The sequence below is a fragment of the Roseibium sediminicola genome (assembly GCF_023156505.1).
In the GTDB taxonomy this organism is placed as follows: Bacteria; Pseudomonadota; Alphaproteobacteria; order Rhizobiales; family Stappiaceae; genus Roseibium; species Roseibium sediminicola.
This window is the reverse complement of sequence record NZ_JALNMJ010000004.1, coordinates 1-13598: the sequence shown is the minus strand read 5'-3', so window position 1 is coordinate 13598 and position 13598 is coordinate 1. Positions and strand designations below refer to the sequence as shown.

Annotated in this window: 14 protein-coding genes, 2 tRNA genes and 1 pseudogene; 11 read left to right on the top strand and 6 right to left on the bottom strand. The window is 57.1% G+C overall.

Translation table 11 applies throughout. The features are described 5' to 3' along the window. Window positions 1–7: 7 nt before the first annotated feature. From M0H32_RS07285 to M0H32_RS07255, 7 genes are all read left to right on the top strand, one after another. Window positions 8–1462, top strand: coding sequence for a tail fiber domain-containing protein (locus tag M0H32_RS07285; RefSeq protein ID WP_248152702.1), 1455 nt, complete (start codon window positions 8–10; stop codon window positions 1460–1462). 63 nt (window positions 1463–1525) lie between these two features. Continuing rightward, on the top strand, window positions 1526–1918 hold the full coding sequence (locus M0H32_RS07280; RefSeq protein ID WP_248152700.1) for a hypothetical protein: 393 nt from the start codon (window positions 1526–1528) through the stop codon (window positions 1916–1918). Window positions 1919–1973: 55 nt separating this feature from the next. Continuing rightward, entirely contained in the window at window positions 1974–2732 is a 759-nt protein-coding gene (locus tag M0H32_RS07275; protein ID WP_248152692.1) for a peptidoglycan recognition protein family protein, read from the top strand. A 77-nt stretch (window positions 2733–2809) separates the two neighbouring features. Further along, window positions 2810–3277 (top strand): inadl protein, encoded by a 468-nt coding sequence (locus M0H32_RS07270; RefSeq protein WP_248152689.1) that lies wholly within the window; start codon window positions 2810–2812, stop codon window positions 3275–3277. 147 nt (window positions 3278–3424) lie between these two features. After that, window positions 3425–3694: a hypothetical protein gene (locus M0H32_RS07265; RefSeq protein ID WP_248152687.1), complete on the top strand. Its 270-nt coding sequence runs from the start codon at window positions 3425–3427 to the stop codon at window positions 3692–3694. Continuing rightward, window positions 3691–4020 carry a hypothetical protein gene (locus M0H32_RS07260; RefSeq protein ID WP_248152685.1) on the top strand — a complete coding sequence of 110 codons (330 nt, stop codon included), beginning with the start codon at window positions 3691–3693 and terminating at the stop codon, window positions 4018–4020. Before M0H32_RS07265 ends, M0H32_RS07260 begins: the two co-directional genes overlap by 4 nt. Window positions 4021–4674: 654 nt before the next feature. Further along, entirely contained in the window at window positions 4675–7959 is a 3285-nt protein-coding gene (locus tag M0H32_RS07255; protein ID WP_248152683.1) for a beta strand repeat-containing protein, read from the top strand. 317 nt (window positions 7960–8276) lie between these two features. Here the strand turns inward: M0H32_RS07255 and M0H32_RS07250 are convergent, their stop codons facing one another. The 4 genes and pseudogenes from M0H32_RS07250 to M0H32_RS07235 form a co-directional block, all read right to left on the bottom strand. Further along, window positions 8277–9038: a hypothetical protein gene (locus tag M0H32_RS07250; protein ID WP_248152681.1), complete on the bottom strand. Its 762-nt coding sequence runs from the start codon at window positions 9036–9038 to the stop codon at window positions 8277–8279. Next, a pseudogene (locus tag M0H32_RS07245) lies at window positions 9035–9136 on the bottom strand (transposase domain-containing protein); the annotation flags it as partial. The gene M0H32_RS07250 and the pseudogene M0H32_RS07245, both read right to left, overlap by 4 nt. Before the next feature lie 344 nt (window positions 9137–9480). Continuing rightward, the gene (locus M0H32_RS07240; protein ID WP_248152679.1) at window positions 9481–10008 is read right to left on the bottom strand and encodes a hypothetical protein; all 528 of its coding nucleotides are present in this window, start codon (window positions 10006–10008) and stop codon (window positions 9481–9483) included. A 61-nt stretch (window positions 10009–10069) separates the two neighbouring features. Next, window positions 10070–10393, bottom strand: a complete 324-nt coding sequence (locus M0H32_RS07235; RefSeq protein ID WP_248152678.1) for a molybdenum cofactor biosynthesis protein MoaE — start codon at window positions 10391–10393, stop codon at window positions 10070–10072. Between the two features lie 309 nt (window positions 10394–10702). Here M0H32_RS07235 and M0H32_RS07230 point away from each other — a divergent pair. Together M0H32_RS07230 and M0H32_RS07225 are read left to right on the top strand one after the other, a co-directional pair. Next, a tRNA-Pro gene (locus M0H32_RS07230) sits at window positions 10703–10779 on the top strand. 378 nt (window positions 10780–11157) lie between these two features. Continuing rightward, window positions 11158–11871 carry a hypothetical protein gene (locus M0H32_RS07225; RefSeq protein WP_248152676.1) on the top strand — a complete coding sequence of 238 codons (714 nt, stop codon included), beginning with the start codon at window positions 11158–11160 and terminating at the stop codon, window positions 11869–11871. On the opposite strand, the gene M0H32_RS07220 is transcribed toward M0H32_RS07225, so the two are convergent. Both M0H32_RS07220 and M0H32_RS07215 read right to left on the bottom strand, forming a co-directional pair. Further along, entirely contained in the window at window positions 11843–12349 is a 507-nt protein-coding gene (locus tag M0H32_RS07220) for a hypothetical protein (protein WP_248152675.1), read from the bottom strand. The genes M0H32_RS07225 and M0H32_RS07220 overlap by 29 nt on opposite strands. A 43-nt stretch (window positions 12350–12392) precedes the next feature. Continuing rightward, window positions 12393–12626: a hypothetical protein gene (locus tag M0H32_RS07215; RefSeq protein ID WP_248152673.1), complete on the bottom strand. Its 234-nt coding sequence runs from the start codon at window positions 12624–12626 to the stop codon at window positions 12393–12395. A gap of 348 nt (window positions 12627–12974) precedes the next feature. Between M0H32_RS07215 and M0H32_RS07210 the strand changes: the two genes are divergently transcribed. Next, window positions 12975–13280, top strand: coding sequence for an ETC complex I subunit (locus M0H32_RS07210; RefSeq protein ID WP_248152671.1), 306 nt, complete (start codon window positions 12975–12977; stop codon window positions 13278–13280). 110 nt (window positions 13281–13390) lie between these two features. Beyond that, window positions 13391–13467, top strand: a tRNA-Arg gene (locus tag M0H32_RS07205). Window positions 13468–13598: the final 131 nt, after the last annotated feature.

Sequence of the window (13598 nt, the reverse complement as noted above, 5' to 3'; positions counted from 1 at the left end):
TGCAAACATGACCAGTTACAGAACCGGGCTCGTCACGGTGACCAACGGCTCGACGGCGCTTGCCGGTTCCTCCACCGCATGGGAGAGCGCTATTGTTCCGGGTGACCTGTTCGCCCTGACGTTGGCCGGGCCGTTCTATGAAGTGACGGCAGTCATTTCCGACACATCCATCGTACTGGACCGGGCCTATGCGGGGTCAACACAGTCTGGCCAGTCATACGTGATACTGCGTCTTTCCCTGTCCCGGCAGTCGACGGCCTATCTGGCGAACCGTGTCCAGGGACTTCTTGATGCCTATGACGGTGTGTTGTCCGTTTCCGGCAACGACCAGTTCCTGACACTGGACAAAGCAGTAGCTGCAAACAGTGCCGTGACCCGGATCAGGACGGCCGGTGCGGAGCGATGGAAAATCGGGGCGGATGGCACTGATGACTATTCCTTTAAAAGATCAGCTGATGGCGCCACCTTCAGTACAGCGCTTTCAATCGCACGCTCGACGGGTACCGTTTCGATCACGTCGCTCGACGCGACGGTGCTGCACCTTATTCGGAGCGGCACCAATGCAGCGATCCGCGTTCAGTCTTCCGGTGGTTCGATTTATTACGGAGCGGATTCGGCCGGTGGATTTGCCGTAGCCACGAGCGCGAACCTGAGTTCCAGTCCGTTGTTCGCGGTCGATACCAGCGGCAACGCGGCGCTGGCCGGGGATCTGGCCGGATCTGGTGGCGCGTCCTTCGCCGCAAAGCTAAGCCTGGCCAGTGCCACCTATCAGGACCACCTGGAACTGGCGCGCGGCACCACGATCTGGCAGCTTTCGCCAAGCACGGACGGTTCCATCGATTTCACGCAAACCGGAACGTCTGGGAGTGCTGAAGACGGTCTGGTCCAATTGCCGGGGCTGAAGGTGGAAGGCAATATTCTTCCGGCCACCGATAACAACAGCAACCTGGGCAACGGGTCGAAGCGTATGGCCGTTATCTATGCGGTCACCGGCACAATCAACACCTCTGATGTCCGCGAAAAGAATTGGCTTGGCAGTCTTGGCGCAAAGGAAGTTGCGGTCGCCGGTCGCGTTGCCGAGAACATTGGTTCTTTCCAGTGGCTTCAATCCATCGAAGAGAAGGGTGTTGAGGGCGCGCGAAGGCATTTCGGTCTGACGGCCCAGGCCGTGGAGCAGGCGTTCATTGACGAGGGCCTTGATCCTGCAAATTACGCAGTCTGGTGCCGTGACCCGATCATGACCGTCGAGCGGTGGACCGAAACTGAGACCCAAGATGTCGATGGGGAGGCTGTCACCGTTACGGTCGAGAAAAGCCGCAGGGTTCAAGAGCTGGATGAGGACGACAACCCGGTGTTCCGCGACGGACTGCGACACGATCAGGTGATGATGATGCTGTCGGCGGCAGCATTGGCGCGACTGGACAATCATGCCGCCCGCCTGGATGCCCTGGAAGCGGCCTAATTCTCAAGATCCAATCCACCAAACGGCCCGCTTTGTGCGGGCCTTTTTCATGAGGAAAGCAAGATGCGTTACATCGAACTGAAAACCCTGGGGATCGACCCGCAGGACCTGAACGACCGACTGCAGTCCGGTGCGATCACAGGCGAACAGGCAAAAGCAGAGATGGATGCAAAGGGAGCGCAGCTGGATTATGCGGCCATTATCCGCGACCTGGTCAAAGCGCCTCAGCAGGGTGGTATCGATCTTGATGCCATGCGCCGCCACATGCGCATTCTCGACGCGCTGGACACCGCTAACAGTCTTCTCGCGCTTGAAGACGCCGATCATGCGCTGCTGGCAAAGCTGGTCAAGGGGCACAAATGGGCTATGGCTGACCGGAACATCCTGACGTTTTGTGAGGACATCGCCGCGGCGCCTTGCACAGATCCGCGCCTGATTGCAGAGGCGGCCGAATAGAGCGCGGCGTAAACTCTGCTCGTCAAGTGACCCGCCCTTCAAGGCGGGTTTTTTCATGTCCAAACAACAGGAGCCTGCGATGTTCCATTTTGCCAAACCCGCCCGAACCGTGCACACGACCTGGCTGCATTGTTCCGCATCCGACAATCCGAAACATGACGACGTGTCCGTGATGGACGCCTGGCACAAGGCGCGGGGCTGGTCCGGTGTCGGCTATCACTTCTTTATCAAAAGGGACGGCACGGTGCAGACTGGTCGGCCGATCAACCGGATCGGCGCGCATGTGGCGGGCCACAACACCGGCTCTATCGGGATCTGCCTGCACGGCCTGAAAGAAGACCGTTTCACCAAGGCGCAGTTTGAAAGTTTGCGCAAGCTTTGCCGCCAGATCAACGCTGCCTACGGGCTTCAGATGCGGTTCCGTGGTCACCGCGAAGTTGCGGCGAAAGCCTGTCCGGTGTTCGACTACCGCAAGGTGTTGGGTCTCGACAGCAAGGGGTATGTCATTGAACCGGTCGGAACTCGTGAACCGGTGCGCCTGAATGCGATTCCGGACACCGACAGCGCCGCCACGGTCAATTATCCCGAACTCGATATCGGTGACCGGGGCGATGCCGTGAAACGCTTGCAGGAGCTATTGAATTCCGCCGGTGCCTTCATGGGCATAGATCTCAAGGTCGACGGCATCTTCGGAGGCCAGACGGCTCAAGCCGTGATTGATTTGAAGCAGGAATATGACCTCTATCCGACTCCTGTCGTGGTCGCCCATGTCTGGCGCACGCTGATCGCGGCCGAAAAGGCGCAGGCGGCCTAACCGCCATAGGTCCGGCCCGGCGGCCCGGTCGTTCTGAAAGCCGTCGCACATCACCCCGACAATTGGAGATTTCTATCATGATCCGCATCGCATGCGCGGCGCTGATGGCGCTCGTTCTTTTTCCCGTGTCCGCCATGGCGGCCGACACGTCCGTTGATCTGTCTGGCCTGGTTGAGCCGGCCGCGCAGATCGTGGTGGCTGTTCTGGGTGCCTTTGCGCTCTGGCTGGCCCGCAAGGCGGTCGACGCCTTCCAGGAGCGTACCGGCCTTGAGCTGGACGGCCAGCTGAAACAACGGGTCGATGACGCCCTGTTCAACGCCGTCCAGTTCGGCAAGGCCAAGGTGCTGACAAAGGTCAAGGGTCGGCAGGTGACCTTTGATGTCCGCAGCGAAGTTCTGCGCCACGCGATCAGCTATGCGCAAGGCGCCGTTCCTGACGCCCTGGACTATTTCGACATCGATCAGTCGCGGCTTTACGACCTGCTCGAAGCCCGTCTCGGCATCGATCTGGACCTTGACGGCGACATTGCCGGCCAGCCGGCATGACGGCGCTCCTGGCGGCCCTCAAGGCCGTCTTCACGGATTGGCTCGTCGGCGTTGCCGGCGAGCTGTTCCGCCAGTGGCGCCATGACCGGACCACCCGGCAAAACGCCCTCCTGAAAGCTCAGCTGAAATCCAGAAAGGCAATCGACCGTGCGCAAGCTACATCTTCTCGCCGCGATGATCGCGCTATCCGTGAGCGCCTGCGTCGGCACGCAGGGCGGCGGTAACAGCCCGGCGGCCGGTCTGGTGGCCGGTGCCGCGAAAGCCGTAACACCGGATGCCGCCGGCGAAGTCGGCGACGTCTGCAAGGCGCTTTCACGGATCAAATGGACCGAGGCAGACGCGGACCATGTGTCCGGCACCCTGGCCGGGTCTTTGGATGAGGTCCTGGAAATGGAACGGGAGCACGGGTGCAAATGAAACAGATCATTGAATGGTTCTGGCAACTGCCCCTGACCAAGATCACCGTTATCGCCGCTTTTGCCGCCATTGGCGCGGCCCTGCCGAAAGACTTGTCCGTGCGTGATCGCTGGATGACATTCTTTATCGGCTTCGTTGCGGCCCTGGTGTTTGGTGAGCCGATGCGCTCTGTCCTGGGCCTTGAGGAAACGTGGGCGTACGGTATGGCAGGCGTGCTGGCGATGACGGGGCGGAACATCGCCGTCTGCATTATTCGCGCCAGCCGCGACCCCAAGGCTTTTGCCAAGGATCTGATGGAGATATGGCGGGGGTCGCGAAGCGGGTAGGGTGGCCATAAGTCAAAAAAACGCCCCACGGAAGGTTTTGCGGGTTCCCGTGGGGCGTGTGCAAATAACGGTGGGCTAATAAATTATCTGCAACCTTTGCATTTAAGCACGGTTGTATCTTGAGGTAAATGCCATTGTTAATTATTCACTAACGTGTCTTCGTTGCGGCACTGAGGGGACACATGGAACAGCCTGGCTCGGGGCAAAAGTTCATTCTGTATTTTGCGCTAGGCGTCCTGGCTGCGGGTGTCGTGCTGCTGGCATGGTCGGAAATTCCGATCAGGGTGCAGTGGTAAGGTCGGCCGTGCTTTCATTTGCTGTTGTCTTCTGAGCTTGTCAGTTCGTGCGACTTCCGGGTCGCTACCGATTTTCCACCAAAACGAGTACAACTGAGGAGGCTGCGTGTCGACAACATGTACGCAGCACGTGAGACGCGCATTTATGTTTCGGTGATTTGATCCGTGCTTCTTAAGCACATCGATTAAACGGATGCAGATTCACCATTTCTTAAGGTTGAGTGTTGATCAAAAATTGAAATTGATTTAAATAAATTCGCGATCCGTATTTGAGAATGTTGGAATTCGCCATAAGTAAGTGATTTTTTCTTACTTAAAATGTAAAAATCATATATTAATATTTCGGGAGTTTTTTCTCGTGTCAACAGTAAGTGCTATCATACATACTGGGTTAGGTAATAGCTATTATGCGTATATCCCAGAATTTGATTATGGTTTTCAAATAAATTCTATAGATTATTACTCAGCTGGTCCAACCTATGGCGGGGTGCCCAGTTCCGTTGCAGGCGGTTTTGTGTTCCAAGGCAAACTGGGACACAATGATGCTCTTTATTTCAGCGATGGAAAAAACACAACGGTGATCGAGTACGCTGAGGATGGTTCTGCAATTGGTGAGCCTCATGCGTTTTTAGAATTTGCTGGTGAATCCGTATTTCTCGACTATTACGAGGACCCACTTTACATCACGAACGGCAGCGCGCCACCCACAGAGCTGATTTCGACTGACGTGGTTGATTACAAAATCGTGGGCGATAGCCTCTATGTTTGGACCAATGGGGATATCGTACGGGTCAACCAGGATCGAACCACGCAAGTTGTTTATGACAACGATGCAGCCGGGGCACTGAGCGGACTCCACATTCGTGGCATGTTTGAGTTTAATGGCGAGCTTTGGGTTCGTGCCAGTTCCGGTAATGATAACGATTTTTACAGGTATGACCCAGGCTCGGGTGTTTTCAGTGAGATGAACGTGGCTGAAAACAGCGGAGGCGATAGCCTTTACTATCGCGATAGCTATGTGACCGACGGTTTGATGTTTAGTTGGTTTTATCACCGCGATTATGGGCGAGAGTTGTACGTCAGCGACGGCACTTCGGGCAGTTTTAGCCGCGTCTTGGATATCAATGTTGGTACCGGCAGTTCCTATGTTAGTAGTAGTAAACCATCTGCTGCACTTGGGAATTCACTGATTTTCATAGCCGATGACGGCAGCACGGACGATGAAGAGTTGTGGGTTTCTGATGGTACAGCCGGTGGGACTTTTGCGCTTACAGGCACGGGAACAACATTTGGTGCTTACGGTTCCTATCGTGCTCAGATGCAAGCTACAGATGAATTGGTATTCTTCACCGGGTATTCGAGCACAGGGCCCGAACTTTATGTGACGGATGGTACCTTGGAAGGCACTCAAACGGTGCTCGACCTGCCGCTGTCCAACGCTGGAAACATCAGGTTTTTGGGTGGCTGGAACAATGGGCTTCTATTTTCTTCTTCCGATATGGATGGTAGCGCGCTTTGGTACTCAGACGGCACTGCAGCAGGTACCTTCGTATTACACAACCCTTCGCCGGACACTAATCAGTTCAACGTAGAAATCACTTTCGCCGGATTTGCGGAGCTTGATGTTGAGAATTTGGCGCCGCGGAGAATAGATGGAACTGCCGGGGCAGACCGACTTGTGGGCTCTCTTTTAAAGGAAGAAGTCTATGGACTGGCCGGCAATGACACGATCATAGGTGGCGCGGGCGCAGACATCATTGACGGTGGAGAAGGCAGCGATACGGCCGACTATTCGGCATCCTCCGGTGGGGTTGCCGTTAATCTGGCCGCGGGCTACGCCAACGGCGGTGATGCGACCGGTGACACGCTTACGTCCATCGAGAACCTGACCGGAACCAACTTTAACGACACATTGCGTGGCGATGATGGCGGCAACATCATTTCTGGTGGCCAGGGTCGGGATATTTTGGACGGTCAGGGTGGTCTGGACACGGTGGACTATTCGACATCCTCCGCGGGCGTTGCCGTCAACCTTGGGGTCAACTACGCCGGCGGCGGAGACGCCACTGGTGACAGGATTTCCAATTTCGAACGCATCAGGGGGTCAGAGCATGATGACCGGTTGGTCGGGTCGGATGCTGGAAACCGCCTCTTCGGAGGGGCCGGGAATGACTTTCTCGATGGCGGCGGTTCAGGCGATTTACTGTATGGCGAAGGCGGCAATGACATCCTTGTCGGAGGCGCTGGCGCGGACTTTGTTGATGGAGGGGTCGGTAAAGATACAGCCGACTATTCTAGCTCCAGCGCGGGCGTCGCTATCAACTTGAAAGTCGGCTACGCCAACGGCGGTGATGCGACCGGTGACACGCTTACGTCCATCGAAAACCTGATCGGATCTAACTATAACGATACGCTGCGCGGGGATGAGGGCAATAATGTCTTGGCCGGTGGTCTAGGCAGAGACCTTCTTGATGGCCAGGGCGGTCTGGACACGGCGGACTATTCCACCTCTTCTGCTGGTGTCGCTATCAACTTGGCCGCGGGCTACGCCAGCGGCGGCGAGGCGACCGGTGACACGCTTACGTCCATCGAGAACCTGACCGGAACCAACTTTAACGACACATTGCGTGGCGATGATAGCGGCAACATCATTTCTGGTGGCCAGGGTCGGGATATTTTGGACGGTCAGGGTGGTCTGGACACGGTGGACTATTCGACATCCTCCGCGGGCGTTGCCGTCAACCTTGGGGTCAACTACGCCGGCGGCGGAGACGCCACTGGTGACAGGATTTCCAATTTCGAACGCATCAGGGGGTCAGAGCATGATGACCGGTTGGTCGGGTCGGATGCTGGAAACCGCCTCTTCGGAGGGGCCGGGAATGACTTTCTCGATGGCGGCGGTTCAGGCGATTTACTGTATGGCGAAGGCGGCAATGACATCCTTGTCGGAGGCGCTGGCGCGGACTTTGTTGATGGAGGGGTCGGTAAAGATACAGCCGACTATTCTAGCTCCAGCGCGGGCGTCGCTATCAACTTGAAAGTCGGCTACGCCAACGGCGGTGATGCGACCGGTGACACGCTTACGTCCATCGAAAACCTGATCGGATCTAACTATAACGATACGCTGCGCGGGGATGAGGGCAATAATGTCTTGGCCGGTGGTCTAGGCAGAGACCTTCTTGATGGCCAGGGCGGTCTGGACACGGCGGACTATTCCACCTCTTCTGCTGGTGTCGCTATCAACTTGGCCGCGGGCTACGCCAGCGGCGGCGATGCGACCGGTGACACGCTTGCATCCATCGAAAATATCACCGGGTCCGGTAACGGTGACGTCTTGCGCGGAGACGAAGGCGAAAACACGATCGAGGGCGGTCAGGGCAACGACATTCTTACCGGCAACGGCAGCAGCGATACGTTTGTTTTCAAGGATAATGACGGTCACGATCGGATAACGGACTTTGACACGGCGGCGGACCTAGTTGAGCTGTCTGGAATTGCCGGCTTCGGTAGTTTCACGGATGTCCAAGCCGCATTGACCCAGGACGGCTCCGACACAGTGCTGGACTTTGGTGACGGTCAGACGATCCGGTTTGACGACACGTTTGTAAACTCTCTGACTTCCGATGATTTCAGTTTCTTGTAGGAACTGTTGCTTCTAGTAGCAGTGGAACCATCACTAGGCACAAGTCGTATTACCCACCCACTCGCGTCAAAAGGGCGTAGCCCGGGTCCAGGCCGTACCATCTACGCAGGCCATCCTTCATTATGTAGTTCGGCCGCGTTCCCACCCATGACCCGCCGCACCGACTGCACCTGAAACGCCGGTGCCTCGCCAGATCGGCGACGACATCGCTTTCCGAAAATCGATTGAGGCTAACAATCGTCATCTGGGCGCAGCGCATGCAATGCACCTCTGGACGCCGTCGCAACGTAAGCGTCCGGTGAATTACCCAATTATCTTCATCGAAAGAGAGTCAAAATGATCGACGCACGTTCGTTCATTTCGCTCCGAAGGTAAACCCGGTCTCGAGAGCCACGCACCGGGGCATCATTCCATTGATCATTGTACCAATGGTTGGAGAGGACATCTTCCAACTCCGCTTGCAAGTTGCTGCTCCGATCCGTAGTGATCCTGTCTTTCAATTGCTCAGGAAGGCTTGCAAACATCCTTTTCAATTCATGCCGTGTTTCTAGACCGCGTTCAGTCGAATAGCCCCAACAAATAAGACCCAGTGTCGGCTTGGCTTTCGTGGTCCACCGGTATCGAGCGTTTGTCTTGGAAAGGTATCCGGCTTCGGCAAATGCGTCTCCCAGAGATACCAGTTCCGCCGGCAGTTCAAAAGGTTCGTAGGAAAACAGTGGATGGTCCCATCCATCAGGGTGCCATTCTGCCGTTGTGTTCAGGAAACATTCAAAGGCCCACAGGAGGTCCACGCAAAATCTAGCGCCGTTGGCTAGATGCGCGGGAAGAGCATCATCTGTAAGTTTGAAGTGAAGCTGATGATCGATAATCTCGGCGCATTCGAGCATCACATAGATCTGCTGATCACAACTCATGTCGGACTGCCCCCCTACGAAGTCACCTATGGCAAAGCGCGCTGCTTGTGCCGGCGATCTACGCCCACGGTCAAGTCTGAGAGCGGTAATGGTTTGAACAACAAGTTCGGAAAAAAGGCCTTCTTCGGCCGCTGAAAATGCCAAAGGGCAATTAGCTGACGTCATACCAAACCAGTCTGCGGGGTTGCTACCTCGGCAAATGCCCAAGGCAGAAGCTCATCGATTCTATTGATGGGATGATCAGCGATGCGGGTCAGTACGTTCCGCCAACGCGCTCCGGCCCAAACTTTGCCGTTGTAGGAGACATGGGCGACGACTGCGTCGCCGTCTAGGATCTCACAACGCGGTGTCTGGCTCCCGCCAAGTCCGAGCCGGTCGATAGTTTCACGGTAGACCTTGGAGGTTTCTTCGATGCCGTAGAAGGGAAGGCGCTGGCCGCCGACCAGAACCGCCGTCGCGCTGATGGGAAAGGTCTGGGTCATGTCTGCTGTCCTCATGTGGTGGGCGGTAGCGCCCCGTTGCTGACATTCTCAATGTAGTACTAAAAGTACTATTTTGCAATAGGGCAAGGCGAGATTTTTGACTATGCGCGAAGTTCTCGCTTTGCTCAGTTGTGTTTGATGCCGCCGCCCTTGCGCTCGGAGCGGATGTCGGAGCGCTTCACATTGCGCCAAGATCCGTTTCCGATCCTGTTGAGCGCCTCGTTTTCGTCCTTGCGGTCAAGGGCGCCGTGGAGCACGGCATAGGCAAGCGCGCGCCGACCTGGTCCGGAAAGGCCTTGCTTGGCCGACATGATCCGGCGGACCGGGCTGCCGTCGCCTTGCGGGTCGGCAAGGCCGATAAGGGCGGTCAATTCGCGTGACGAGATCCCGAAGTGATCTCGCGCGTCCTTGACCAGCTTGGCGTCCTGTTCCATCTGGACGCGCTTCTGAAACGCCTTAGCTTCCTCGACGTCGGCGAACCAGCCGGACGGGGCAGGCAGCGTGTCGATCCATGTCTTAAGGCTGTCAGGATCGCTTTTGGCGTCGGCCGGAACAATCTTCAGTTCACATAAGGCATCGAACAGCGACGTGTCGTCATCAGCGGCATGGATGCTCGGGATCGCATTTGGCGAAATGATTACGGCGACAGGCATGACTGTCTCCTCTCTTGAATTTGCTTTTTGAGGGGGAGGGGCCGCAGCCCCTCCGGTTGGGTCATTCGATGATTTCGACATCACCGCCCGCGTGGGAGACGAAAACCGCCTCCTGATCGGTGTCGGCGAGGATGCCGCGTGCAAGCTCGCGAAGGGCTTCGCGATGGCCCTCCTGCTTGGTCATGGCGGACTGGATCACCATGACGTCGTCCTTGAAGAGACGGCCATGGTCGTTGACCCAGAAGCCCTTGGCTTCCCAAGCGGTTGCGCCGCCATGGGTTTCGCAGAGCGTCTGGATAGTGCGCTCGATAATCGGGGAGTTGTCGGACCCGTCGTTGTCCTTCATCGGGATGATGATGGAAGCGGAGGTCAAAGCGTCGAGCATGAGATTTCCTTTCTGAAAAATGAGCGGTAGCGCTCCGTTGCTGACAATTAGAAGGTAGTACTTTTAGTACTGGAGTGCAAGCGGTTTTTTGCGTGGCGGCAAAGTTTATTTGATCACGGTTTGTTCCTTGCTCAAGTTGGAACGGGGAAGAGGTGGCGTTCCGCTTGCACCGTGAACAAGAGTAGAACGAATTCTGGGACTATTCTGGGACTCTTTTGTCCGCCTTTGTCCACAACGGACATATTTTCATGCTTTGTTCTAGCTTGACCTTGGCTCCGAACGTCTATAAATCCCCAGAAATCAACGGCCCGGGGTATAGCGCAGCCTGGTAGCGCATCTGGTTTGGGACCAGAGGGTCGCAAGTTCGAATCTTGCTGCCCCGACCATTTTCTTCCCTAAAATCGTCTTGTCGTTCCGGGTGGATCGCCCGGTTTTGGCTATTGCTGTGTCGGGCTTGCTGTCGGCGAGTGCTTTTCTCTTTATGTGCTGCCGGCACATGTCCGGATGCCCGGTTTTCCATTGTAACCTGATCTGCATTTGCAGTTATTTCGGCACGCTTGCCTAGACGTGTGATTTCGACGCGCTCATGTCGTGGGGCTGTCCCGCCTAGCGCAACAAGATCGTGCAAAGGCCGGGATAACTTCGGGGAAGGCGCAAGGCCGCTCTTGTGCAACCTTGCCCGGACAAACACACTGTTCTCTCAGGCGTTTAAACAGGGTCTTCTGGCAACGCCGGCCGCGTGAGGGCGCGGAGAACGGGGCGGGATGATGGTACCGGACCAGGACGAACAGGCCACGCTGGAGGTGACGGCCGCGATCGCCGCGATCACGGCCAAGGTCGAGCAGGGCGGGCTTTCCTTAAAAGAGAGCGCGGATTTCGGCCAGTTCGAGGACATCGTCCGGGCGACGGAAGATAAGTACCTGATGGAGGACTTCTCGCCGCGCTTCTTTGACCTGCACGGTGCTACGGCCTTCTGGGTCGGGGCCTATAACGGCCATGGTAATCTGGTTTCGGTTCAGGCCGCCAAGGTCGAGGATCTGAAGGACCGCAGCCTGGCGGAACACTGGCAGCAGCAGCAGCGGCGCATGTTCGTCGATCCCAATCCCCAGGCCCGCTTCGGCACCGAGCACGCCTATGATGCCTACTTCATGCGCGGTCGGATCGTCTATCACGGCAATCTGTGGCTGCGCCGGGACATTCGTGGCCAAGGGCTTGCCGAGCCGCTGACGCAGCTGGGGTTTCTGCTGTCGCTGCTCAAATGGTCGCCGGATTATCTTTATGGCCTCATGGCCGCCAGAAGCGCGGAGAAGGGGTTTGGCATCCGGGTCGGTTACCGCCGGTTCGTGCCGCGCGGAACCCATTGGGAGCGCGCTCCGGGGCATATCAGGCCCGACGACTGGCTGGTCTATGCCACGCGCAGTGATCTGCACGGCCTGGCGAAGCTGATTGTCAGGACGTCCGGCGCAGATCCTGAATGACACCGAAATAGGCGCAAAACCTGACGGAGGACTGCAGGGCCGGCCGGACGGCGACGATCAGCCGCTCAAAGGCGACCTCGAAGGTTTCGCCGTTCACATGCACCTCGGTGCGGGCGTAGCCGTAATAGGGCGTGCCGTCGAGCGCCTTGCCATAGCCCTCTGCAGAGGCTCGTTCCAGGTCCGGGTCCGGCGTGCGCAGACCTGAAGCCGGGCTGGTGGGCGTTGCCCAGTCTTCGCCGAACAGGGTCCGCTGGCCGCTCTCCCGGCCGACATAGAAGATGGGTGGCGGCGCGCCGTCTTTCATCTTGTCGGAGCACAGGCTGAGATAGGGCAAGTAGGGCTTGAGGCCTTGCTGCACCTCGCCCCTTGGCGCGGTCATGACGGTTTCGAAAAAGGCAGACAGGACCGGATCCGCCAGGCCTCTTTCGATGGCCTGCGTTCCGATTTCCGAAAAGAGGGCGTTCGGGCGCGTCAGCACGGGTCCAGTCTCGCCTTTGTCCTTGGCCGTTCCCGGCCCTTGGTTACTTGTCGAAAGCCTGCAACAACAGGGACATGACATTCAAGAATTCGTCGCGTTTTTCCGGAGACAATTGCTCCGGATCGGAAACGCCATAATCCAGCGTCAGGATCATGTCCCACATCTCTGTCAGGTTGGCCGCATCAATGGCCGCCTTCAGATCGAGGCGTTCCGTCGCGGCCGGCCGCACATGTTCCGGGACATAGGTCTCCAGACGCTTCAGATACTCATAGTGCATGTCCAAGCCTTGTTGTTCTTGCGCACCGCGCACAAACCATAAGGGCCGGCCAACCTGGATGGTCGGTTGCCGGTTGGGGTCATTTTGTGCTCGGCCGGATGGTCACAGCCTAATTCACGTAACGGTAGTTAATATCACGCGATACATACCTTTGTCATGTTACAGAAGTGTCATGCTTCAACCATCGGGAAACGCCGTTAATGCAATCTTTCCGCAGGTTGCAAGGTCCGGAGCGGCGGCAAGATTGGGTGCGGATCCAAGATCGAGGTTGACTTCGCGGGCAAAGGCGGGAAAAAGCTCATGGGAGGAGACATTCCATCTCGTGAATTGATTTGAGGGCACAGTCACATGGTTGCGCGCATCTACCGTCCGGCAAAAACCGCCATGCAATCTGGCAAGGCGAAGACCCAGCGCTGGGTGCTGGATTATGAGCCGGAAGTGGCCAAATCCGTGGAGCCGCTGATGGGCTACACGTCCTCATCCGACATGCAGCAGCAGGTCCGCCTCTATTTCGAAACCCAGGAAGAAGCGGTTGCCTATGCCAAGCGGCACGGGATCGCGCACCGGGTGGAAAAGGCCCAGGAGCGCAGGGTGCGCGGCGCGGCCTATGCGGACAATTTCAAGTTCAACAGGGTCGCGCCCTGGACACATTGACGGCTTTCGCCGCGACCGGGATTGCCTGTTGAAAGCGGCGATTGCGGATCGACAAGACTGCCCGTTTCAGGGAAGAGAGGGAGCGGCCGCGTTGCCGCCACCTCACATAAGGCCCCGTAGCTCAGCTGGATAGAGCACTCGCCTTCTAAGCGAATGGTCGCAGGTTCGAATCCTGCCGGGGTCGCCATTTTCCACAATGTCCGATCCGGAGACATAGGTAACAGTTTGTACCGGAGACATGGGTTACAACCTCGTGCCGAACGGGTTGTCGATTGTCTGTAGGGTTCTCTGCTCCAGGTCGATATATCCCAGATCATA

Coding starts and splice junctions, on each gene's coding strand:
- M0H32_RS07285 (WP_248152702.1), top strand. CDS start 8: ATGACCAGTTACAGAACCGGGCTCGTCACGGTGACCAACGGCTCGACG.
- M0H32_RS07280 (WP_248152700.1), top strand. CDS start 1,526: ATGCGTTACATCGAACTGAAAACCCTGGGGATCGACCCGCAGGACCTG.
- M0H32_RS07275 (WP_248152692.1), top strand. CDS start 1,974: ATGTCCAAACAACAGGAGCCTGCGATGTTCCATTTTGCCAAACCCGCC.
- M0H32_RS07270 (WP_248152689.1), top strand. CDS start 2,810: ATGATCCGCATCGCATGCGCGGCGCTGATGGCGCTCGTTCTTTTTCCC.
- M0H32_RS07260 (WP_248152685.1), top strand. CDS start 3,691: ATGAAACAGATCATTGAATGGTTCTGGCAACTGCCCCTGACCAAGATC.
- M0H32_RS07250 (WP_248152681.1), bottom strand. CDS start 9,038: ATGACGTCAGCTAATTGCCCTTTGGCATTTTCAGCGGCCGAAGAAGGC.
- M0H32_RS07240 (WP_248152679.1), bottom strand. CDS start 10,008: ATGCCTGTCGCCGTAATCATTTCGCCAAATGCGATCCCGAGCATCCAT.
- M0H32_RS07235 (WP_248152678.1), bottom strand. CDS start 10,393: ATGCTCGACGCTTTGACCTCCGCTTCCATCATCATCCCGATGAAGGAC.
- M0H32_RS07225 (WP_248152676.1), top strand. CDS start 11,158: ATGATGGTACCGGACCAGGACGAACAGGCCACGCTGGAGGTGACGGCC.
- M0H32_RS07215 (WP_248152673.1), bottom strand. CDS start 12,626: ATGCACTATGAGTATCTGAAGCGTCTGGAGACCTATGTCCCGGAACAT.
- M0H32_RS07210 (WP_248152671.1), top strand. CDS start 12,975: ATGGTTGCGCGCATCTACCGTCCGGCAAAAACCGCCATGCAATCTGGC.